The organism is Mycobacterium sp. 134 (assembly GCF_048282715.1).
Lineage (GTDB): Bacteria > Actinomycetota > Actinomycetes > Mycobacteriales > Mycobacteriaceae > Mycobacterium > Mycobacterium septicum.
In genome coordinates this window covers 2,569,292-2,590,135 of record NZ_JBLVUN010000008.1, presented here as the reverse complement: position 1 = coordinate 2,590,135, position 20,844 = coordinate 2,569,292, and the positions used below count along the sequence as shown (strand labels likewise).

Below are 20,844 nucleotides of genomic sequence, written 5' to 3'. Positions count from 1 at the left end.
CGCCGAATTGCACACTGGTCTGGTGGTCGATTTCGATGCACTGGCCGCCGCCGGGATCACCGATGCGCGGGACCGTGCCCCGCTCATCGAGTACCTCGACGGGCTGGGTTTCACCGCCGAGCAGATGATCGAGGCCGAGTCCCGCGGCCGGTTGTTCGGGCTGGCCGGGGATGTCCTGCAGTGGTCGGGGCCGCCGGAATACTGTCTGGCCGATGTGGCCGCCGAGCTCGATGTCCCGCTGGAGGATGTACAGCGGGCGTGGGCCGCGCTGGGCCTGACGGTGGCCGGCTGCGAGGTGAAGACGCTGAGCCGGGCCGATCTGGAGACCTTGCGCACCTGGGTGGAGTTGCGGGTGCTCGTCGGCGATGTCGAGGCCACCGGCCTGCTGCGGGTGATCGGTTCGGGCATGGCCCGCCTGGCCGAAGCCCTGTCGGCGATGAGCCGGGCCAGTACCCCCGACATCCAGCTCAACGTCAGCCACGACGAGCTCACCACTGCCAGGGCATACCGGGCCGCCGCCGGGTTCATCCCACGAATCGGCTCGATGATCGATGCCGTGCACCGCCACCATGTGATGAGTGCGCGCAGCTACTTCGAGCACGTGGTCCGCGACGACTCGTCGAATGTGTTGTGCGGCATCGGTTTTGCCGACCTGTCCGGGTTCACCGCACTCACCCAGATGTTGACGTCCGCCGAACTGTCGGCGCTGCTCAACGAGTTCAGCGCCACCAGCACCGAGATCGTGCACTCCGCCGGCTGCCGCGTCGTCAAGTTCATCGGGGACGCCATCATGTGGGTCGGCTCCGAACCCGCCGACCTGCTCCAGGTCGCCGTCGACCTGGTGACCCACCCGCGTGCGGCCGAGACCCACCTGCAGGTGCGCGCCGGACTCGACTTCGGCGTGGTGCTGGCCATCGGCGGCGACTACTTCGGCAATTCGGTGAATCGGGCGGCCCGCCTCGTCGCCGCCGCCGACCCCAGCCAGGTCCTGGTGTCCGAGCCGCTGCGTGAACTCCTCGACGGGCAGGCGTTCGCGCCGCCTCGCTCGCTCACCCTGAAGGGTTTCGCCGCCCCGGTCACGGCGTATCCGCTGTACCTGCCGCGTTGAGATGCCGCAGAGGGCGACGACCCGGCAACGGCGTACCCGGTGAGCCCGCGACAGCCTGACTAGGGTGGGCGGGGTGAGCTCCGCAAATCCCGGTTACCAGGTTCCCAACGTCACCGTCAGTGCGTCGCTGCCCAAACGCAAGAGCGACGCAGTGCTGATCGTTCCCGTGGTCAGCGGGCAGGATGACGACGCAACAGCCACCGTCGTCGCCAACCCGTTCCTCGACGCCGAGGCGGTCGGCGAGATCGAGGTCGCGCTCACCGCGCTCGGCGCGAAGGGCGGCACCGATCAGGTCACCAGGGTGGTGGTGGGTGGTGTCGCGGCTGCCAGCGTGCTGGCCGTCGGCCTGGGCAAGCCGCGCGACGAGTGGCCCGCCGACCTGATCCGCCGGGCCGCCGGCACCGCCGCGCGATCACTGAACGGCACCGAGGCAGTCATCACCACGCTGTCCGACATCAATCTGGAAGCCGCCGTCGAGGGCCTGATCCTGGGCGCCTACCGTTTCAGCGACTTCCGCAGCGCCAAGACCGCACCCAAAGACGCCGGCCTGACCGCGATCACCGCACTGACCGCCGACACCAAGGCGGCAAAGGCGCAGGCGCAGCGCGCCGAGGACATCGCTTCGGCCGTCGCGATCGCCCGGGACTTCGTCAACACCCCGCCCAGCCACCTGTTCCCCGACGAATTCGCCAAGCAGGCAAAGGCTTTGGGTGAGGCCACCGGGCTTGAGGTCGAGGTACTCGACGACAAGGCCCTGGCCAAGGCGGGCTACGGCGGCATCGTGGGGGTCGGCAAGGGGTCCTCGCGCCCGCCGCGTCTGGTGCGGTTGATCCACCGCGGCGCCGGCAAGAAGAGCAAGCGCGTCGCGCTGGTCGGCAAGGGCATCACCTTCGACACCGGCGGCATCTCGATCAAGCCGGCCGCCAACATGCACCACATGACCTCGGACATGGGCGGCGCGGCGGCGGTCATCGCCACCGTGGTGCTGGCCGCCACGCAGAAACTGCCGATCGAGGTCATCGCTACCGTGCCGATGGCCGAGAACATGCCGTCGGCGACCGCGCAGCGCCCGGGCGACGTGCTCACCCAGTACGGCGGGATCACGGTCGAAGTGCTCAACACCGATGCCGAGGGCCGGCTGATCCTGGCCGACGCGATCGTGCGGGCCTGCGAGGACGACCCGGATTACCTGATCGAGACCTCGACGCTGACCGGTGCGCAGACGGTCGCGCTGGGTTCCCGCACGCCGGGCGTGATGGGCAGCGAAGAGTTCCGCGACCGGGTCGCGACGCTGTCGCAGTCCGTCGGTGAAAACGGTTGGGCGATGCCGCTTCCCGAGGAACTGAAGGACGATCTGAAATCCACGGTGGCCGACCTGGCCAACGTCAGTGGGTCGCGCTATGCCGGGATGCTCGTGGCAGGCACGTACCTGCGCGAGTTCGTCGCCGACGGCGTCCAGTGGACCCACATCGACATCGCCGCACCGGCCTACAACACCGGGGGCCCATGGGGTTACACCCCCAAGGGCGGCACCGGTGTGCCGACGCGCACGATGTTCGCGGTCCTGGAGGACATCGCCGCGAACGGCTGATCGAGCCACGGCTTCGGAGGGTTGGACAGTGCGCACGCCCGATGTGAACACGATCGCGAGATTCCTTCGCAATCTCGCGATCCTGTTCACCTCGGGTGCCGTGCTCGCCGGGTGTTCCGGGTCATCGAGCCCGCCTCCTGCCGCTCCCCCGAGCACGACCTCGGCGACGGCTGCGACGACGACACCTACCCCCACACCGGCCGCCCCGGCCGGTGCCCAGCCGCGCCTGGCTCCGGACCCCGTCCGGCTGGCGGACGATCTCGTTGCCGATGAGCGGGCGCTGCGCGACCCGTCGACACCGGAGCCGGCCCTGACGCAGGCCGCCCGCCGCCAACAGGTGGCCTACCGCGCGATCGGCCGTCACCCCGACTGGGACGGGATCATCCGGCCCCGCATCCCCGCCGAACTGGTCGCGTTCTACGACCGCAACGTCGATGCGCGGCGGCAACTCGCCACGCTGGCCGAACCCCGGGACACCCTTCCCGCATGGCGGATCAAGTCCCCGCCGCCGGTTGAGGAGCTGCTGGCCGCCTACCGCGACGCCGAAGCCGCATCCGGCGTCGGCTGGAGCCACCTCGCCGCGATCAACCTGATCGAGACGCACTTCGGCAGCGTGACCGGTGCCAGTTCGGCCGGCGCCCAGGGGCCGATGCAGTTCATGCCGTCGACGTTTGCGGCCTACGGCATGGGCGGCGATATCCACTCACCCCGGGACAGCATCATGGCAGCCGGTAATTACCTGGCCGCCAACAATTTTGCGAACAATCCGGATCACGCCCTGTTCCGGTACAACAACGCTGACGCGTACGTGCGGGCGGTCAACGACTACGCCGCCGCGATGGCGGCCGATCCGGCGGCCCTCGGCGCGTTCTACCGCTGGGACGTGTATTACGTCTCCACCGCAGGCGACGTGCTGCTGCCCATCGGGTACGCCGCCGAATCGCCGATACCGGTCGGCGATTACCTCGCGGCGCACCCGCAGTAACGGTTTAGAGCGAGCCCGACCGTGCCGCCCGGCGCAGCGCCGACGGCACCAGTCGCGACACCCCGTAGGCCGCATAGGCCTCGGGAGTGACCGGGCGAACCGCCTTGCCCTTGGCCACGGACGCGACGATGGCCTTGGCCACCTTGTCCGGCCCGTAACGTCGCGCGGCGAAGGCCTTCTTGGTCTGGGCCCGCAACTGCTCGACCTGACCCTGCTTGTCGGCGGGGACGTCGAACCGGGTGGTGTCGATGATGTTGGTGTCGATCACGCCGGGGCAGATCGTGGTCAAACCGACTCCCGCCGAGGCCAATTCGGCGCGCAGGCAGTCGGAGAACATGAAGACCGCGGCCTTGCTGGTGGAGTAGGCGTTCATCGACGCCGACGGCGAATAGGCGGCCATCGAGGCCACGTTGACGATGTGGCCGCCGGTTCCGCGCTCGACCAGGCGTCGGGCGAATGACCTGCAGCAGTTGACGACTCCGCCGAAATTGACGTCGAGCACCCGGTCGTACTGGTCGGCCGGGGTGTCGAGGAACTTGCCGCCGTGGCCGATTCCGGCGTTGTTGACCACCACGTCGGGCACGCCGTGGGAGCTGCAGACCTGCTCGACGAAATTCTCCACCGCCTCGGCGTCGGACACGTCGAGGCCGTAAGCATGCGCCACTCCGCCGCGCGCGGCGATCTCGTTGGCGGTGGACTTGGCGGACGCTTCGTCGATATCGCTGACCACGATTTCGGCGCCTTGCGCCGCGAAGGCCAGCGCGGTGGCGCGGCCGATGCCGCTGCCGGCACCGGTCACCGAAACCAGGGTGTCGCCGAAGGTTTCCCGCGACCGGCCGACCTGCGCGCGCCGCAGCGCACGCGACGCCGGGGCGCCCTCGATGTGATCGATCAGCTCGCCCGTCGCGTTGGCGATGGCGCGCCAGTGCGAGAACGGGGCCCAGTGCCCGGCCTTCAGGTCGCGACGCCACAGCAACGGCACCCACTTCGACGCTTCGTCATAGCCGTGCCCGCGCACCACGGGATCGTGGTCGTTGCAGATCAACTGCACGGGCACCGTCACATAGTGGTCGCTCCGCAACGTCGTGAACGAGCGAATCGCGTTGGCGCGGTATATCTTCAGCCCGTTCGCCGCATCGATGTCGAGCGTCTCGGACTGGAATTTGGGACCCGCGGTGTCGATGGCCTGCAGTCGGCGCGCCGCACCACGCCGCATCAGCGCGGGCGCGACGACGGGGACCGAGAACGGGATCCAGTAGCTGAACCGCGATGCCAGGTTCACCGCCTTGGCGAACCGGATGGGTCGGTACGGACGGGCCAACCGACCGCGCACGAACGAGCCGTAGTGGTCGGTGCTGGGTCCCGATACCGACGTGAAGGAGGCCACCCGCTCGGAGGCCTCGGGGCGGCTCAGGTACTCCCACACCCCCACCGATCCCCAGTCGTGGGCCAAGACGTGCACGGGACGGCCGGGACTGACGGCGTCGATCACCGCGGACAGGTCGTCGGCGAAGCGGTCCATGCGGTAGGCGGCGACGGGTTTGGGCACGTCCGAGGCGCCGGCACCGCGATTGTCGTACCGCACGATGTGGAAGCGGTCTTCCAGTTCACCGGTCACGCCGTTCCACAACACGTGCGAGTCCGGCCATCCGTGCGCCATCACCAGCGTGGGGCGCTGCCGATCCCCTTGTTCGTAAACCGCGATGCGGGTTCCGTCCGAGCTGACGACGAAGCGCTCCATAGTCCACCCCTCCACGAGGTATCTGTAACGAACAGTATCCAATACCGGAGGTATCGGCTGCCTCGACTCTAGCGGTCGTCGAGTTCCTGGCGCACGGCGCGCTCCCGTTCGATGCGCCGCCGCGCGTCGTGGTCGCGCATCCGTTGCGGATACCCGACCTTCTGCACGTCATAGACCGGGATCTGCAGGCGGTCGCTGAGCCGGCGTGCCCCGGCCTCACCACCGGCGCGGCGACGGGTCCATTCGCCGTCGGCAGCAACCAACACGACCGTCACCTCGGTGACGGTGGTGCGGGGTTCCACGAATGCCTCGACGCCGATGTGCTCGGCGACCCAGCGCTGCAGATACCGCAGATCCTCGCCCGTGTCGCCGCCGGATCCGCGCGCCGAGCCGCCCCGGCGGAACGTATCGAACAACCCCAACGGAACAGTCTCCTCAGCTCTGGGGAAGTTCGGCGAACTGCCCTGCAAACCCTCACTCGATAGTGCCAGAGCCCGGAGCAACCCTGAGTGAGTGCGAATGGTGCTGCAGTGACAGGATGGTTCCGACAATCCACCTAGGTGCCGTACCCGGTGCACCTAGCTGTGGTAAGCCAGAGTTCGAGTCGTCACAAGTGACCGTCCGAGGAGTCAATACATGGCCATCTCCGTCCAGATGCCCGCGCTAGGTGAGAGCGTCACCGAGGGGACCGTCACCCGCTGGCTTAAACAGGAGGGTGACACCGTCGAGATCGACGAGCCGCTGCTGGAGGTGTCCACGGACAAGGTCGACACCGAGATCCCGTCGCCCGCCGCAGGCGTCTTGACGAAGATCGTCGCCCAGGAGGACGACACCGTCGAGATCGGTGGCGAGCTCGCGGTCATCGGTGAGGCCGGCGAAGCCCCTGCTGCCGCCCCGGCAGCAGCTCCCGCCGCTGCCGAGCCCGAGCCGGAGCCCGCCCCCGCGGCGCCCGCCCCCGAGCCTGTCGCAGCCGCCGCACCGGCAGCTGCCCCCGCAGCCGAGCCCGCCGCACCGGCCGCCTCGTCGGGGTCGGCCACTTCCGTGGTGATGCCCGAATTGGGCGAATCGGTCACCGAGGGCACCGTCACCCGCTGGCTCAAGAAGGTCGGCGAGTCCGTCGGCGTCGACGAGCCGCTGGTCGAGGTGTCCACCGACAAGGTCGACACCGAGATCCCGTCCCCGGTGGCCGGCACCCTGCTGTCGATCACCGCGGAGGAGGACGACACCGTCGCGGTCGGCGGCGAGCTGGCCAAGATCGGGGACGCTTCCGCCGCGCCGGCCGCCGCACCCGCTCCCGCTCCGGCGGCACCCGCACCGGCCCCGGCGGCTCCTGCCCCGGCGCCCGCACCCGAACCCAAGCCGGAACCGAAGCCCGAGCCGAAGCCTGAGCCCGCAGCCGCAGCCGCACCGGCACCCGCTGCCGCACCGGCCGCACCGGCACCCGCAGCTGAAGCTGCCCCCGCCGGGGACGGCTCGCCGTACGTCACCCCGCTGGTGCGAAAGCTGGCCGCGGAGAACGGTGTCGACCTCGCAGAGGTGAAGGGCACCGGCGTCGGCGGTCGGATCCGCAAGCAGGACGTGCTCGCGGCCGCCGAGGCCAAGAAGGCTCCCCCGGCTCCCGCGGCACCGGCAGCCCCTGCGGCCGCCGCGCCCGCTGCCTCGTCGGCGCCCGCTCCGGCCCTGGCGCATCTGCGCGGAACCACGCAGAAGGCCAACCGGATTCGCCAGATCACCGCGAAGAAGACGCGCGAATCGTTGCAGGCGACCGCACAGCTGACCCAGACCCACGAGGTCGACATGACCAAGATCGTGGCGTTGCGGGCCCGGGCGAAGGCGGACTTCGCCGAGCGCGAGGGTGTCAACCTCACCTATCTGCCGTTCATCGCGCGCGCCGTCATCGACGCGCTGAAGATCCACCCGAACATCAACGCCAGCTACAACGAGGACACCAAGGAGATCACCTACTACGACGCCGAGCACCTCGGCTTCGCGGTCGACACCGACCAGGGTCTGCTGTCGCCGGTGATCCACAACGCCGGTGACCTGTCGCTCGGCGGGCTGGCGCGCGCCATCTCCGACATCGCGGCGCGGGCCCGTTCGGGCAACCTGAAGCCCGACGAGTTGTCCGGCGGCACGTTCACCATCACCAACATCGGTAGCCAGGGCGCGCTGTTCGACACCCCGATCCTGGTGCCGCCGCAGGCGGCGATGCTGGGCACCGGGGCGATCGTGAAGCGGCCGCGGGTGATCTCCGATGCGTACGGCAACGAGTCGATCGGTGTGCGTTCGGTGTGCTACCTGCCGCTGACCTACGACCACCGACTGATCGACGGCGCCGACGCCGGCCGATTCGTGACCACCATCAAGCGCAGGCTCGAAGAAGGTGCTTTCGAGGCCGACCTCGGGCTGTAAGAGCCGTTAGGAGGGGCTCCCCACTGTGGCGGATGCCGTCATCGCGATAGCGGGATCATCCGGTCTGATCGGTTCGGCGCTGGTGTCAACGCTGCGCGCCGCCGATCGCCGGGTACTCCGGATCGTACGCAGGGCACCATCGAACGGCGACGAGCTGTTCTGGAACCCCGACACCGGGGAGTTCGACGCCGGCGCGCTGCACGGCGTGGACGCGGTGGTGAACCTCTGCGGCGTCGGCGTCGGCGACAAGCGCTGGTCGGGTGCCTTCAAACAGAGCCTGCGCGACAGCAGGATCGGGCCCACCGAGGTACTCGCCGGCGCCGTGGCCGACGCCGGGGTGCCGGTGCTGATCAACGCGAGCGCGGTCGGCTACTACGGCGACACCAGGGACCGGGTGACCGACGAGTCCGCGCCCGAGGGTCGCGGGTTTTTGGCCGGGCTGTGCGCGGATTGGGAAGCGGCCACCGCGCCGGCCGTCGCGGCCGGCTCGCGGGTGGTGCTGTTGCGCACCGGGTTGGTGATGGCCCCGTCCGGGGGCATGGTGAACCGGCTCAAGCCGTTGTTCTCGCTGGGCCTGGGCGCCCGGTTGGGCAACGGCAGGCAGTACATCCCGTGGATCAGCCTGGAGGACGAGATCCGCGCGGTGCTGTTCGCGATGGCGACCGAAAGCCTTTCGGGCCCGGTCAATCTCACCGGTCCGGCCCCGGTGACCAACGCCGAGTTCACCGCGGCACTGGGCCGCGCCGTCAACCGCCCCACGCCGGTGATGGTTCCCGGGTTTGCGCTGCGCACGCTGCTGGGCGAGATCGCCGACGAGGGACTGCTCATCGGTCAGCGCGCCATCCCCGCGGCACTGGAACGCGCCGGCTTCACGTTTCACCACAACACAGTGGGCGAGGCGCTGTCCTACGCCACCGCACCCAAAGACCTGTGACCGGCATTCGGGAGCAGCCGGGGCGTACCGTCGACGCTGTGACATCCATCCGCTCGGCCGCGACTCCCGTCGAGGTGCGGCGCGTGGGCACGCTCGACTACGAAGCCGCCTGGGACCTACAGCGCGAGATCGCCGACGCCCGGGTGGCCGGCGGTCCTGACACGCTGCTGCTGCTTCAGCACCCGGCCGTCTACACCGCGGGCAAGCGCACCGAGCCGCATGAGCGCCCGATGGACGGCACGCCCGTCGTCGACACCGACCGCGGCGGCAAGATCACCTGGCACGGCCCCGGGCAGCTGGTGGGCTACCCCATCATCGGGCTGACCGAACCGCTGGATGTGGTGAATTTCGTTCGGCGCCTTGAGGAAGCACTCATCACCGTGTGTGCGGATCTCGGATTGCCGACCGGTCGGGTCGAGGGCCGCTCGGGTGTGTGGGTGGCCGGGGACGGGCTTCGGCCGGCCCGCAAGGTCGGGGCGATCGGGATCCGGGTGTCCCGGGCGACGACGCTGCACGGGTTCGCGCTGAACTGCGACTGCGACCTGTCCGCGTTCACGTCGATCGTGCCGTGCGGGATCGCCGACGCCGGCGTCACGTCACTGACGGCCGAACTCGGCCGCCGTATCACCGTCGAGGACGTCACCGACCGCGTCGCCGCCGCGGTGTGTGACGCGCTCGACGGCCGGCTGGAAGTAGCTCTGAACGTAGGATGAATCTGTGACTGTTGTGCCCGAAGGCCGGAAGCTGCTGCGTCTGGAAGTGCGGAACGCGCAGACGCCCATCGAACGCAAACCACCGTGGATCAAGACCCGGGCCAAGATGGGTCCGGAGTACACCGAGCTCAAGGGCCTGGTGCGCCGCGAAGGCCTGCACACGGTGTGCGAGGAGGCCGGTTGCCCCAACATCTTCGAATGCTGGGAGGACCGGGAAGCGACATTCCTGATCGGCGGCGAGCAGTGCACGCGGCGGTGCGACTTCTGCCAGATCGACACCGGCAAGCCGGCCGAGCTGGACCGCGATGAACCGCGCCGGGTCGCCGAGAGCGTTCAGGCGATGGGGCTGCGCTACTCCACCGTGACCGGCGTGGCCCGCGACGACCTGCCAGACGGCGGGGCGTGGCTCTATGCCGAGACCGTCCGCTACATCAAGCGGCTCAACCCGAACACCGGTGTGGAGTTGCTGGCCCCGGACTTCAACGGCAACCCGGACCAGTTGGCCGAAGTATTCGAGTCACGCCCAGAAGTGTTCGCGCACAACGTCGAAACGGTGCCGCGCATCTTCAAGCGGATTCGGCCGGCGTTCCGCTACGAGCGCAGCCTCGAGGTGATCACCGCCGCCCGTAACTTCGGCCTGGTCACCAAGTCCAACCTGATCCTCGGGATGGGCGAGACCATCGACGAGGTGCACACCGCGCTGCGCGACCTGCACGAGGCGGGCTGCGACATCGTCACCATCACCCAGTACCTGCGGCCCTCCCCCCGCCACCATCCGGTGGAGCGCTGGGTACACCCCGACGAGTTCGTCGCGTTGTCGAGCTATGCCGAGGGCCTGGGATTCGCCGGCGTGCTGGCCGGACCGCTGGTGCGCTCGTCCTACCGCGCGGGCAGGCTCTATGCCCAGGCCGCGCGGGTTCGGTTCGCCGATCAGCCCCCCGTATCCTGATGTAATGGCGAAATCCCGCAATGCCGCAGAAACGAAGGCGGCAAAGGCCGAGGCGAAGGCTGCCCGTAAGGCGGCCTCCAAGCAGCGGCGCAGTCAGTTGTGGCAGGCATTCCAGATCCAGCGCAAAGAGGACAAGCGCCTGCTGCCGTACATGATCGGCGCGTTCGTGCTGATCGTGGCCGCAGCGGTGGTTGCCGGTCTGCTCATCGGCGGGTTCACGATGTACACGCTCATCCCGCTGGGCGTGGTGCTGGGCGCGCTCGTCGCCTTCATCATCTTCGGTCGGCGGGCTCAGAAGTCGGTGTACCTCAAGGCCGAGGGCCAGACAGGTGCCGCGGCCTGGGCGCTGGACAATCTTCGCGGCAAATGGCGCGTCACCCCCGGCGTCGCGGCGACCGGTCATTTCGACGCCGTACACCGCGTGATCGGCCGCCCCGGTGTGATCTTCGTCGGCGAGGGTTCGGCCACTCGGGTCAAGCCCCTGCTGGCGCAGGAGAAGAAGCGCACGGCGCGCCTGGTCGGCGACATCCCGATCTACGACATCGTGGTCGGCAACGGCGAGGACGAAGTGCCGCTGTCCAAGCTGGAGCGCCACCTGAACAAGCTGCCGGCGAACATCACGGTCAAGCAGATGGACTCGATCGAGTCCCGGCTGGCCGCGCTGGGCACCAAGACCGGCCCGGCCGGCATGCCCAAGGGCCCGTTGCCCGGCGGTGCGAAGATGCGCGGTGTGCAGCGCACCGTCCGCCGGCGCTGATGAGCGCTTGCGCGAAGAACATCACACCCTGATGAGCGCTCGCGCGAAGAACATCACACCCTGACGAGATTCCTCGTGCGTAACGCCATGGCGGTCTGACGGCAGATTTTTCGCCGTGGCGTTACGTACGCGACAGGACTGACGCCGTCAGCGCCGCACGACCGCGGTGAACGTCAGCCGGTCATGCAGGCCGCGCAGATCACTGTCGGAGACCAGCGGCGGGATCACCAGTGCGATCAACACCACGCGCAGGAACGCCCGCACGATGCCGATCCGGTCGCGCCCGTCCGCGGGCACCACGGCCAGGCCGACAGCAAGCTGCCCCGGGGTGAACGAGAACAGCCGCACCGCGACGGTCCCCAGCACCATCCAGATCACCAGCACGGCCGTGGACAGCATCGGCAGCGAAATCAGGCCAAGGGCCATCACCAGACCGGCCAGCCCGTAGGCCACCAGCCAATCGATGCACAGCGCACCGAGCCGCCGGCCCATCCGGGCCAGCGAGCCGGGTCCGGACTCGGGCAAACCAAGGCGCTCACCGGGGTATTTCCCCCGGCCATCCAGCGCGTCCTCGCCGTCGCCGGCGTCGAAAGGTCCCGGTCCGGACAGCCAACTTCCCATCGTGCGCGCCATAGGGCAAGAATAGGCGGGGCCGGTTGAGAGACGGTCAGTAGCTCACGTCACAAAGAACGGTCATCGCGTAACTTGCGCGCAACATATGGTTGACGACTGCGCAACATCGTGTCCTTAGCGTCAACCCGCGGGTTACCAGTAAAGGAGAACACTCAGTGGCAGAAAAGACGTCCGACGACATCTTCAAGCTGATCAAGGACGAGAACGTCGAGTATGTCGACATTCGCTTCTGCGATCTGCCCGGCGTCGTCCAGCACTTCTCGATCCCGGCGTCGGCGTTCGACCAGAGCGTCTTCGAGGACGGCCTCGCGTTCGACGGCTCGTCGGTCCGCGGCTTCCAGTCGATCCATGAATCCGACATGATGCTGCTGCCGGACCCCGACACCGCGCGCATCGACCCGTTCCGCGCCGCCAAGACGCTGAACCTGAACTTCTTCGTGCACGACCCGTTCACCCGTGAGGCGTACTCCCGCGACCCGCGCAACGTGGCCCGCAAGGCGGAGAACTACCTGGCGAGCACCGGTATCGCCGACACCTGTTACTTCGGCGCCGAGGCCGAGTTCTACATCTTCGACTCGGTGAGCTTCGACTCCAAGATGAACGGCACGTTCTACGAGGTGGATTCCGAGTCGGCGTGGTGGAACACCGGCGAGCCCTTCGAGGCCGACGGCAGCGCCAACCTCGGTTACAAGGTTCGCCCCAAGGGCGGCTACTTCCCCGTCGCCCCGTACGACCACTACGTCGACCTGCGCGACGAGATGTCGACCAACCTGATCAACGCCGGGTTCACCCTGGAGCGCGGCCACCACGAGGTCGGCACCGCCGGCCAGGCCGAGATCAACTACAAGTTCAACACCCTGCTGCACGCGGCCGACGATGTGTTGCTGTTCAAATACATCATCAAGAACACCGCGTGGGCCAACAACAAGACCGTCACCTTCATGCCCAAGCCGCTGTTCGGTGACAACGGTTCGGGCATGCACGCCCACCAGTCGCTGTGGAAGGACGGCAAGCCGCTGTTCCACGACGAGTCCGGCTACGCGGGCCTGTCCGACATCGCGCGCCACTACATCGGCGGCATCCTGCACCACGCCCCGTCGCTGCTGGCGTTCACCAACCCCACGGTGAACTCCTACAAGCGTCTGGTGCCCGGCTACGAGGCCCCGATCAACCTGGTCTACAGCCAGCGCAACCGCTCGGCCTGTGTCCGTATCCCGATCACCGGCAACAACCCGAAGGCCAAGCGCCTCGAGTTCCGTTGCCCGGACAGCTCGGGTAACCCGTACCTGGCGTTCGCGGCGATGCTGATGGCAGGCATCGACGGCATCAAGAAGAAGATCGAGCCGCTGGCCCCTGTCGACAAGGACCTTTACGAGCTGCCGCCGGACGAGGCCGCCAACATCCCGCAGGCCCCGACCTCGCTGGCCGCGGTGATCGACCGCCTCGAAGAGGACCACGAGTACCTCACCGAGGGTGGCGTGTTCACCGAGGACCTGATCGAGACCTGGATCTCCTACAAGCGGGAGAACGAGATCATGCCGATCCAGATCCGGCCTCACCCGTACGAGTTCTCGCTCTACTACGACGTTTAGTCGGCACCGCCGACGCGACGTGTAAGTCGTCAACCTCGTGTAGTCGAGTTCAGACTGTGGCCCCCGGCTCTTGCCGGGGGCCACAGTTTTAGGCTAACCTAACCAACGCGAGCACCACCGCTCGCGGTGCTGACAACCTCACAGGTCAACGGAGAGATTCGTTGGCCTTTTTCGTTTCTCTCCAGCCGTATTCACTTATGAGAGAACGAGGTTCGCCATGTTCACGGTTTTCATGTTGGTCAAGACCAATCCGGAGTGGCTCGGATTCCCGGTGGCCAAACGCTTCGACGAGTTGGCCCGGCACCTGCAACCGATACTCGATCGCCATCCCGCGGTGGGTTTCCGTTGGTACGACACGGAGTTCTACACCGCCCGGGTCACCGACCTCCTGCTGTGGGAGACCGCCGACCCGCACGAGTATGAGCTCGCGGTCGAAGAGCTCCGCGAAACACCACTGTGGGACCGCTATTTCACCATCGTCGAGATCCTCCCAGGGGTGGCGAACGCGTACGCGGACAACTACGGCAGATCCGCCCTCGGGTAGGCACCCGACCCGCGGCCCGCACAGCGCCGGAAGCACAATGGACCGATGCGGGTTCTGGTGCAGCGGGTGACATCGGCGAGCGTGACGGTCGACGGCGAAGTCGTCGGCGCCATCGAGCCGAACCCGCAGGGGCTGCTCGCCCTGGTGGGGGCGACCCATGATGACGACGCCGCCAAGGCCCGGCGGATGGCCGAGAAGCTTTGGCAGTTACGGATTCTGGACGGCGAGAAATCCGCATCGGACGTTGGCGCCCCCATCCTGGTGATCAGTCAGTTCACGTTGTACGCCAATACCGACAAGGGCAGGCGACCGTCGTGGAATGCGGCGGCGCCCGGCCCCCTCGCGGAACCGCTGGTGGCCGAATTTGCCGACGCGCTCGCAAATTTGGGCGCGGTTGTGGAAACGGGGGTTTTCGGTGCGGATATGCGGGTGGAACTGGTCAATGACGGACCGGTAACGGTGTTGCTCGAGCTGTGAGTTTTCTGCGAGCTGCGCGTATTGTCAGGACATGACGACCAAATTGGACACTCGACTGGGCTCGCTTTCGCCCGCTGTCATCAGCTTGTTCCGTGTCGTGTTCGGTTTACTGTTCACCATCCACGGCGCATCGAAACTCTTCGCCTGGCCCGTCGATTCGGGAAGCGGCGCCGTGCCGGTCGGCACTTGGCCGTACTGGTACGCCGGTGTTCTGGAGCTGGTGCTCGGCCTGCTCATCATGGTGGGCCTGTTCACCCGCATCGCCGCATTCATCGCCTCGGGCCAGATGGCGTTCGCCTACTTCACCCAGCATCAGCCCAACGGCCTGTGGCCGATCGAGAACGGCGGCGAACTCGCCGTGCTGTACTGCTTCGGCTTCCTACTGCTCGCCGCGATCGGTGGTGGCGCTTACGCGTTGGACGCGGCGCGCAGTAGGCGCACCTAGTCCAGCGCGAGGTCCTTGCGGAACCGCTTCAGTCCGTCGATCTTCTCGGCGAGGGTGGCGTCGGGGCCGGAGTAGAACATCCAGGGCATGGTGATGATGCCCTGGATGCCACCGGCTTCGGCGCGTGCGTAGTGCTCGGGGGTGAAGGCGTCGGTCAGCGGTGTGATGATCGTGAAATCATCCATCGTCAAACCCTTTTCGGCGCGCAGGTCACGTAGCCGGTCGACCCGCTGCAAGGCGGCTTCGGTGGAGATCAGATCGCCGATCCAGCCGTCGTGCCGCGCCGCACGGCGCAGCGCGATATCGGACAGCCCGCCGACGTAGATAGGGATCCGCGGCGGCGTGGGCTCCATCTCGAGGCGCGGCGTTGAGTAGAAATCGCCGGAGAACTCGGTCCACCCGGGCTCCCACAGCTTCTTCATCAATTCGAGCATCTCGTCGGTGCGCTTGCCGCGTCGCGCGAACTGCTGACCCAACAGCTCGAACTCCTCCTCGCACCAGCCGACCCCGATGCCGAGTTCCAGCCGCCCGCCGGCCAGATAGGCCGCGGTGCCAATGGCTTTGGCAGCCGAGTACGGGTCGCGCATGGCGGGCAGGTAGACCGTGGTGACGAACTTCAGCCGAGTGGTGACCAGAGCCAGCGCCCCGATCATCACCCACGGGTCCGGCCAGTCCGTGAACGCCTCCCAGCGGCGCTTGCCGTCCTTGGTGTACGGATACGGCGTCTTCAGCGTCTCAAGGTTGACCACATGATCGGGGATGCCCATCCCGTCGTAGCCGAGATCGTCTGCGGCCCTGGCCACCTCGACGGCCTCCCGGGTGTCCATGAAGGCCATGCTCACGTAGATCTTCATCCGGCATCCCGTGCCCACGCCGGCGTGATGAAGACCCCTTCAGCCTCGACGGTGATTCCGTCGGCGTCGCTGATATGGCCCCGCGCAAAGGTTTTGACGCCCTCGGTCCGGTCGATGTAGGCCTCCGCGCGTAACGGCCCCAGCGGCGTGCCCCGACGGTAGCGGCATGTGATGGTCCCGGTGTAGCGCGGCTCGTGCAGTCCGCCGCTGGCCACCTCGCCGAGAATGTGGTCGAGCACCAACGCGCAGATACCGCCGTGCACCCAGCCCAGCGGCCCCTCGTAGGCGGCGCCCAGCACGAATTCACTCCAGCAGCTGCCGTCCTCGGCGTGTTCGATCACCAGCGGCGGGGCCAGCGCGTTGCGCAATCCGACGACCGGATTCGCCCATACGACCGGCCGGTTCGTCTCGGCATGCAGCACGGCGTGCGGTGCGTCGCGCTGCTCGCGGCGCAGCGAGGCGGTGACGGCTTCGACGGCCGCGGTCGCCTCGGCGATGGTCTGCGGGTCCACCTCGGTGCGCACTCCGGCGTCGACGAGTTCGCGCATCGCCTGGGCGAAGGGCTCATAGAGGGCTTCGAGCCGATCGTGCTCGGCCGCGGAGATGACGTCGAACGTGTGCTTCATCCGGACTCCCAGTGAATTGGTTATACGCCCTTATTAACACCACCCACTGCGACGTCGTGCACGCGGGGCACTACTCCCCGCCGAAAATCTTCCGGACCACACCCTTCGCGCGCCGCGTCACCCGCAGATAGTTGTCCAGGAACTCCCCGCCGTCGTCGCTGCCCCAGCCCGCCGCCAGGGCCACCGCATTGAGCTGGCGGCCCGGTCCTGGCAACTGGTCGGTGGGCTTGCCACGCACCAGCACCAGGGCGTTGCGCGCCCGCGTGGCCGTCAGCCAGGCATCGCGTAACAGCGCGACATCGCTCTCGGCCACCAGCTCGGCCGCACCGATCGCGTCGAGGGTCTGCAACGTCGAGGTGTTGTGCAGCGCAGGGAACTTGTGCGCGTAGCGCAGTTGCAGCAGCTGCACGGTCCACTCGATGTCGGCCAGCCCGCCACGGCCCAGCTTGGTGTGCGTGTTGGGGTCGGCGCCGCGCGGAAGACGTTCGGCGTCGACGCGGGCCTTGATGCGCCGGATCTCCTGGACGGCCTCGGCCGATACCCCGCCGGAGGGGTAACGGGTCTTGTCGGCCAGGATCAGGAAGCGTTCGCCCAGTTCCAGATCGCCTGCCACCCGGTGCGCCCGCAGCAGCGCCTGGATCTCCCACGGCTGGGCCCACTGCTCGTAATACGCCGCATACGACGCCAGCGTGCGTACCAGGGGTCCGTTTCGCCCCTCTGGACGCAGCCCGGTGTCGACCTCCAGCGGCGGGTCCGCGCTCGGTGTCCCCAGCAGGGCCCTGACCTGTTCGGCGATGCTCACCGACCAGCGCACGGCCGCCGAGTCCTCGACGCCCGCGACGGGTTCGCACACGAACATCACGTCGGCATCGGAGCCGTATCCGAGCTCACCACCGCCGAGGCGGCCCATGCCGATGACCGCGATACGCGCGGGCGCACCGGATTCCGGTGTGTTGGCCCGGATCACCGCGTTCAGCGCGGCCTCCAGCACCGCGACCCACACCGAGGTCAGTGCCTTGCAGACGTCGGTCACGTCGAGCAGGCCCAGCACGTCGGCCGAGGCGATGCGGGCCAACTCCCGGCGGCGCAGAGTGCGCGCGGCGGCGATGCCGCGCACCGGGTCCGGGTGCCGGCCGGCCGAGGCCACCAATGCGCGGGCCACGCTGTCGGGATCGCCGTCGAGCAGTTTCGGCCCGCTGGGACCGTCGGCGTACAGCTGGATCACCTCGGGAGCCCGCATCAGCAGTTCCGGGATGTAGGCCGAGGTGCCGAGCACGCGCATCAGCCGCTTGGCCACCGCTCCCTCGTCGCGCAGGGTCGACAGATACCAGCGCTGCTCGGCCAGCTCCTCGCTGATCCGGCGGTAGGCCAGCAGGCCGGCGTCCGGGTCCGGCGTGTCCGAGAGCCAGTCCAGCAGGGTCGGCAACAGCACCTGTTGCACCCGCGCGCGGCGCCCGCCCTGGCCGGTGAGCGCGGCCAGGTGTGTCAGCGCGCTCTGCGGTCCCTCGTAACCCAGTGCGGCGAGCTGACGTTCGGCCGCCTCGGTGCTCATGCCGGCACCGATACCCACCGCCGGCTGGCCCACCGATTCCAGCAGCGGCTGGTAGAAGAGCTTGGCGTGCAACCGCGACACCCGCATGCTCTGCCGTTTGAGTTCCTCGCGCAGCACGCCCTGGGCGTCGTGCCGCCCGTCGGGGCGCACGTGCGCGGCCCTGGCCAGCCATCGGTAGGCCTCGTCGTCGCTGTCGTCGGGCAGCATGTGAGTGCGCTTGAGCCGCTGCAGTTGCAGCCGATGTTCGAGCAGCCGCAGGAATTCGTAGGACGCGGTCATGTTGGCGGTGTCGTCTCGACCGATGTAGCCGCCCTCACCTAGGGCGGCCAGCGCATCGACGGTGGACGCCACATGCAGTGAATCGTCGTTGCGTCCGTGCACCAATTGCAGGAGCTGGACGGCGAATTCGACGTCACGCAGGCCTCCGGTGCCGAGCTTGAGCTCGCGGGCCCGTACCCCGGCCGGGACGAGTTCCTCGACGCGGCGACGCATGGCCTGCACTTCGGGGACGAAATCCTCACGCTCGCAGGCGGTCCACACCATGGGCATCAGGGCATCGATGTAGGCCTTGCCGAGTTCGGCGTCGCCCGCGGCGGGACGCGCCTTGAGCAGTGCCTGGAATTCCCAGGTTTTCGCCCAGCGCTGGTAGTACGCGACATGGGATTCCAGCGTCCGGACCAGTTGGCCGCGTTTGCCTTCCGGGCGCAACGCGGCATCGACCTCGAAGAAGGCGTCGGCGGCGAATCGCATCATCTCGCCGGCCACCCGGGTTGCGGTCGCCAGGTTGTCGTCGCCGTCTCCGTCCGGCACGGACTCCCCGACGAAGATGACGTCGACGTCGCTGACGTAATTCAGCTCGCGCGCACCGCATTTACCCATGGCAACGACGGCCAGCCGGGGCTCAACCCCGTCCTCGCACACGACCCTGGTGGCCACCGTCAGGGCGGCACCCAGTGCGGCGTCGGCCAGATCGGACAGGTGAGCGGCGACCTCCACGAAAGGCAGCACCGGCTCGTTCTCGACGGTCGAGGCCACGTCGAGCGCGGCCAGGACCAACAGGTGGTCACGGTAGAGATCTCGCAGGGCGGGCACGGCACTGCTTGTGCCCCTGTCGATCTCGGCACCGCGGGCGGCAGCGGTGAAGACGCGGTGCAGCTCCTCGACACCGGGGAGCACGACGTCGCCGATCAACAACCGCCACGACTGCGGGTGGGCGACGAGATGGTCACCGAGGGCCAGGGATGACCCCAACACACCGAACAGCCGGCCCCGCAGGGCCCGGTCGGCCAGCAGTTGGCGGTTGAGCTCATCCGCGTCCGCCCCCAGCGCATCGGCCAGCCGCACCATGGCCAGCAGCGCTACGTCGGCGTCGGGAGCGCGCGACAGCGACCACAGCAACTCGACGTACGCCTCGGTCTTCCAGCCGAGCTGTTCGAGGTGGGCCGCAGCCTGCGGATGGACCAGACCGAGCCGACCGACGCTGGGCAGTTTCGGGCGATCGGTTGCAGGCTTGGGCACGTTCACGACGGTAGCGCACGAAGCTCCGGCGCCGCCCCCGACTCAGAGCGACAGGTAGTTCTTGAGCTCGTAGGGCGTGACGTGGCTGCGGTAGTTCTCCCACTCCGCGCGCTTGTTGCGCAGGAAGTAGTCGAATACGTGCTCCCCCAACGCTTCCGCCACGAGCTCGGAGTTCTCCATGGCCTCCAGCGCGTTGCCCAGGCTCGACGGCAGCTCGCGGTAGCCCATGGCGCGCCGCTCCTCGGGCGTCAGGCTCCACACGTTGTCCTCGGCCTGCGGACCGAGCACGTAGCCCTTCTCGACGCCGCGCAGACCGGCGGCCAGCAGGACCGCGAAGGTCAGGTACGGGTTGCATGCCGAGTCGGGGCTGCGGACCTCGACGCGCCGCGACGACGCCTTGCGCGGGGTGTACATCGGGACCCGCACCAGCGCCGAGCGGTTGGCCGCGCCCCACGAGGCGGCGGTGGGTGCCTCGCCGCCGTGCACCAGACGCTTGTAGGAGTTCACCCACTGGTTGGTGACCGCACTGATCTCGCTGGCGTGCTCCAGGATGCCCGCGATGAAGGACTTGGCCACATCGGACAGCTGCAGCGGGTCGTCGGGGCTGTGGAAGGCGTTGGTGTCGCCCTCGAACAGGCTCATGTGCGTGTGCATGGCCGAGCCGGGGTGCTCGCCGAACGGCTTGGGCATGAACGACGCCCGCACGCCGTCGGCCAGGGCGACCTCCTTGACCAGATACCGGAAGGTCATCACGTTGTCGGCCATCGACAACGCGTCGGCGTAGCGCAGGTCGATCTCCTGCTGGCCGGGCGCGCCCTCGTGGTGGCTGAACTCCACCGAGATGCCCATCTGCTCCAGCGCCTCGATGGCGTGGCGGCGGAAGTTCGGGGCCGAATCGTGCACGGCCTGGTCGAAATAGCCGCTGTTGTCGGCGGGCACGGGCACCGACCCGTCGTCCGGGCCGGGCTGCAGCAGGAAGAACTCGATCTCGGGGTGCACGTAGCAGGTGAAGCCCAGGTCGCTGGCCTTGGCGAGCTGGCGGCGCAGCACGTGCCGGGAGTCGGCCCACGACGGTGAGCCGTCCGGCATGGTGATGTCGCAGAACATGCGGGCCGAGTAGTGCTTGCCCGCGCTGGTGGTCCAGGGCAGCACCTGGAAGGTGGACGGGTCGGGCCGGGCGACGGTGTCGGATTCCGAGACACGGGCGAAGCCCTCGATCGAAGAGCCGTCGAAACCGATGCCCTCCTCGAAGGCGCCTTCGAGTTCGGCGGGTGCGATCGCTACCGATTTGAGGTAGCCGAGGACGTCGGTGAACCACAACCGAACGAACCGGATATCGCGTTCCTCCAGGGTGCGCAGCACGAATTCCTTCTGGCGGTCCATGCCCGCAGCGTAGGCATCGGCTGTTAAATC

The 20,844-nt window shown here is 68.1% G+C and carries 19 protein-coding genes; 12 read left to right on the top strand and 7 right to left on the bottom strand.

All coding sequences use genetic code 11. The features are described 5' to 3' along the window. Positions 1 to 22: 22 nt before the first annotated feature. The 3 genes from ACNQVK_RS17120 (at position 23) to ACNQVK_RS17110 (ending at position 3,684) form a co-directional block, all read left to right on the top strand. Positions 23 to 1,108: an adenylate/guanylate cyclase domain-containing protein gene (locus ACNQVK_RS17120; protein ID WP_418030465.1), complete on the top strand. Its 1,086-nt coding sequence runs from the start codon at positions 23 to 25 to the stop codon at positions 1,106 to 1,108. Positions 1,109 to 1,181: 73 nt separating this feature from the next. Beyond that, entirely contained in the window at positions 1,182 to 2,699 is a 1,518-nt protein-coding gene (locus tag ACNQVK_RS17115; RefSeq protein ID WP_418030464.1) for a leucyl aminopeptidase, read from the top strand. Between the two features lie 52 nt (positions 2,700 to 2,751). After that, positions 2,752 to 3,684, top strand: coding sequence for a lytic murein transglycosylase (locus ACNQVK_RS17110; RefSeq protein ID WP_418034189.1), 933 nt, complete (start codon positions 2,752 to 2,754; stop codon positions 3,682 to 3,684). Between the two features lie 4 nt (positions 3,685 to 3,688). Here ACNQVK_RS17110 and ACNQVK_RS17105 read toward each other — a convergent pair whose 3' ends face one another. Continuing rightward, positions 3,689 to 5,425 carry an SDR family oxidoreductase gene (locus ACNQVK_RS17105; protein ID WP_418030463.1) on the bottom strand — a complete coding sequence of 579 codons (1,737 nt, stop codon included), beginning with the start codon at positions 5,423 to 5,425 and terminating at the stop codon, positions 3,689 to 3,691. Between the two features lie 68 nt (positions 5,426 to 5,493). Continuing rightward, a complete protein-coding gene (locus ACNQVK_RS17100) occupies positions 5,494 to 5,847 on the bottom strand; it encodes a hypothetical protein (protein WP_044523564.1) in 354 nt (117 codons plus the stop codon). Positions 5,848 to 6,061: 214 nt separating this feature from the next. Between ACNQVK_RS17100 and sucB the strand changes: the two genes are divergently transcribed. From sucB to ACNQVK_RS17075, 5 genes are read left to right on the top strand one after another with little or no spacing between them, the layout of a single operon-like run. Further along, a complete protein-coding gene (gene sucB, locus ACNQVK_RS17095; RefSeq protein ID WP_418030462.1) occupies positions 6,062 to 7,837 on the top strand; it encodes a 2-oxoglutarate dehydrogenase, E2 component, dihydrolipoamide succinyltransferase in 1,776 nt (591 codons plus the stop codon). 25 nt (positions 7,838 to 7,862) lie between these two features. Then, complete coding sequence (locus ACNQVK_RS17090; RefSeq protein WP_418030461.1) at positions 7,863 to 8,771, top strand: TIGR01777 family oxidoreductase; 909 nt, start codon at positions 7,863 to 7,865, stop codon at positions 8,769 to 8,771. Positions 8,772 to 8,809: 38 nt separating this feature from the next. After that, on the top strand, positions 8,810 to 9,484 hold the full coding sequence (gene lipB, locus ACNQVK_RS17085) for a lipoyl(octanoyl) transferase LipB (RefSeq protein WP_418030460.1): 675 nt from the start codon (positions 8,810 to 8,812) through the stop codon (positions 9,482 to 9,484). A 4-nt stretch (positions 9,485 to 9,488) separates the two neighbouring features. Continuing rightward, positions 9,489 to 10,433: a lipoyl synthase gene (lipA, locus tag ACNQVK_RS17080; RefSeq protein WP_418030459.1), complete on the top strand. Its 945-nt coding sequence runs from the start codon at positions 9,489 to 9,491 to the stop codon at positions 10,431 to 10,433. 4 nt (positions 10,434 to 10,437) lie between these two features. Further along, positions 10,438 to 11,190 (top strand): DUF4191 domain-containing protein, encoded by a 753-nt coding sequence (locus ACNQVK_RS17075; RefSeq protein WP_090431289.1) that lies wholly within the window; start codon positions 10,438 to 10,440, stop codon positions 11,188 to 11,190. Positions 11,191 to 11,337: 147 nt separating this feature from the next. On the opposite strand, the gene ACNQVK_RS17070 is transcribed toward ACNQVK_RS17075, so the two are convergent. Next, complete coding sequence (locus tag ACNQVK_RS17070; protein WP_170856403.1) at positions 11,338 to 11,823, bottom strand: RDD family protein; 486 nt, start codon at positions 11,821 to 11,823, stop codon at positions 11,338 to 11,340. Positions 11,824 to 11,978: 155 nt separating this feature from the next. Between ACNQVK_RS17070 and glnA (ACNQVK_RS17065) the strand changes: the two genes are divergently transcribed. The 4 genes from glnA (ACNQVK_RS17065) to ACNQVK_RS17050 all read left to right on the top strand — a co-directional run bounded on the left by glnA (ACNQVK_RS17065) (position 11,979) and on the right by ACNQVK_RS17050 (position 14,881). Further along, on the top strand, positions 11,979 to 13,415 hold the full coding sequence (glnA, locus tag ACNQVK_RS17065; protein ID WP_044523556.1) for a type I glutamate--ammonia ligase: 1,437 nt from the start codon (positions 11,979 to 11,981) through the stop codon (positions 13,413 to 13,415). A gap of 217 nt (positions 13,416 to 13,632) precedes the next feature. Next, the gene (locus tag ACNQVK_RS17060) at positions 13,633 to 13,959 is read left to right on the top strand and encodes a darcynin family protein (RefSeq protein WP_418030458.1); all 327 of its coding nucleotides are present in this window, start codon (positions 13,633 to 13,635) and stop codon (positions 13,957 to 13,959) included. Between the two features lie 45 nt (positions 13,960 to 14,004). Next, on the top strand, positions 14,005 to 14,436 hold the full coding sequence (gene dtd / locus ACNQVK_RS17055; RefSeq protein ID WP_418030457.1) for a D-aminoacyl-tRNA deacylase: 432 nt from the start codon (positions 14,005 to 14,007) through the stop codon (positions 14,434 to 14,436). A 31-nt stretch (positions 14,437 to 14,467) separates the two neighbouring features. After that, positions 14,468 to 14,881: a DoxX family protein gene (locus tag ACNQVK_RS17050; protein WP_418030456.1), complete on the top strand. Its 414-nt coding sequence runs from the start codon at positions 14,468 to 14,470 to the stop codon at positions 14,879 to 14,881. Here ACNQVK_RS17050 and ACNQVK_RS17045 read toward each other — a convergent pair. From ACNQVK_RS17045 to glnA (ACNQVK_RS17030), 4 genes are all read right to left on the bottom strand, one after another. After that, positions 14,878 to 15,735 carry a TIGR03619 family F420-dependent LLM class oxidoreductase gene (locus ACNQVK_RS17045; RefSeq protein WP_409550630.1) on the bottom strand — a complete coding sequence of 286 codons (858 nt, stop codon included), beginning with the start codon at positions 15,733 to 15,735 and terminating at the stop codon, positions 14,878 to 14,880. The two genes, ACNQVK_RS17050 and ACNQVK_RS17045, sit on opposite strands and share 4 nt — an antisense overlap. Beyond that, the gene (locus ACNQVK_RS17040; protein ID WP_418030455.1) at positions 15,732 to 16,361 is read right to left on the bottom strand and encodes a PaaI family thioesterase; all 630 of its coding nucleotides are present in this window, start codon (positions 16,359 to 16,361) and stop codon (positions 15,732 to 15,734) included. Before ACNQVK_RS17040 ends, ACNQVK_RS17045 begins: the two co-directional genes overlap by 4 nt. 70 nt (positions 16,362 to 16,431) lie before the next feature. Further along, the gene (locus ACNQVK_RS17035) at positions 16,432 to 19,437 is read right to left on the bottom strand and encodes a bifunctional [glutamine synthetase] adenylyltransferase/[glutamine synthetase]-adenylyl-L-tyrosine phosphorylase (protein WP_418030454.1); all 3,006 of its coding nucleotides are present in this window, start codon (positions 19,435 to 19,437) and stop codon (positions 16,432 to 16,434) included. A 36-nt stretch (positions 19,438 to 19,473) separates the two neighbouring features. Further along, the gene (gene glnA, locus ACNQVK_RS17030) at positions 19,474 to 20,814 is read right to left on the bottom strand and encodes a type I glutamate--ammonia ligase (RefSeq protein WP_036449413.1); all 1,341 of its coding nucleotides are present in this window, start codon (positions 20,812 to 20,814) and stop codon (positions 19,474 to 19,476) included. Positions 20,815 to 20,844 lie beyond the last annotated feature (30 nt).

Excerpts from the sequence above, each read along its gene's own strand:
- ACNQVK_RS17045 (WP_409550630.1), bottom strand. The coding sequence starts at position 15,735 with ATGAAGATCTACGTGAGCATGGCCTTCATGGACACCCGGGAGGCCGTC.
- ACNQVK_RS17040 (WP_418030455.1), bottom strand. The coding sequence starts at position 16,361 with ATGAAGCACACGTTCGACGTCATCTCCGCGGCCGAGCACGATCGGCTC.
- glnA (WP_036449413.1), bottom strand. The coding sequence starts at position 20,814 with ATGGACCGCCAGAAGGAATTCGTGCTGCGCACCCTGGAGGAACGCGAT.
- ACNQVK_RS17070 (WP_170856403.1), bottom strand. The coding sequence starts at position 11,823 with ATGGCGCGCACGATGGGAAGTTGGCTGTCCGGACCGGGACCTTTCGAC.
- ACNQVK_RS17105 (WP_418030463.1), bottom strand. The coding sequence starts at position 5,425 with ATGGAGCGCTTCGTCGTCAGCTCGGACGGAACCCGCATCGCGGTTTAC.
- dtd (WP_418030457.1), top strand. The coding sequence starts at position 14,005 with ATGCGGGTTCTGGTGCAGCGGGTGACATCGGCGAGCGTGACGGTCGAC.
- ACNQVK_RS17075 (WP_090431289.1), top strand. The coding sequence starts at position 10,438 with ATGGCGAAATCCCGCAATGCCGCAGAAACGAAGGCGGCAAAGGCCGAG.
- ACNQVK_RS17050 (WP_418030456.1), top strand. The coding sequence starts at position 14,468 with ATGACGACCAAATTGGACACTCGACTGGGCTCGCTTTCGCCCGCTGTC.
- ACNQVK_RS17060 (WP_418030458.1), top strand. The coding sequence starts at position 13,633 with ATGTTCACGGTTTTCATGTTGGTCAAGACCAATCCGGAGTGGCTCGGA.
- sucB (WP_418030462.1), top strand. The coding sequence starts at position 6,062 with ATGGCCATCTCCGTCCAGATGCCCGCGCTAGGTGAGAGCGTCACCGAG.